The following is a 285-nucleotide window of genomic DNA, read 5'->3' as shown; positions in this document are numbered from 1 at the left end:
CTGAAAAATCTGCTCTGTAAACAACTTGGGCTGATAGCAGGTACGCACGTATTCCCCGTGGTGAATCGCGGTGGAAGCCTTCATATATTCGGTGATTTCATCAAATTCCCGCGCCAGGCGTTCCGGGTCGGAGGCCGCCTGTGCAAGATATTCCTGATTCAATGTTTGCAGTTCAGTCATTTTCGCTTTCTTCTTCCCGTATGGTTTTCTTGGTCACAACCAGTTTGGCCAAAGGCTCCAGCAACGCGCGCTCCTCTTGGGAGGGGGTGCGGCTGCGAGCCTGCA

Annotated in this window: 1 protein-coding gene; it reads right to left on the bottom strand. The window is 53.0% G+C overall.

From position 1 onward, the window contains the following. Positions 1-180: hypothetical protein (locus H6B10_RS16120; protein ID WP_204652434.1), on the bottom strand; the 180-nt coding region annotated here is incomplete at its 3' end. Between the last annotated feature and the right edge of the window lie 105 nt (positions 181-285).

Origin of the sequence: Gemmiger formicilis (assembly GCF_016901605.1) — a bacterium.
GTDB lineage: Bacteria > Bacillota > Clostridia > Oscillospirales > Ruminococcaceae > Gemmiger > Gemmiger formicilis_B.
Note: the sequence above shows the minus strand (reverse complement) of the source record. Positions and strands in the feature narration are given on the sequence as shown.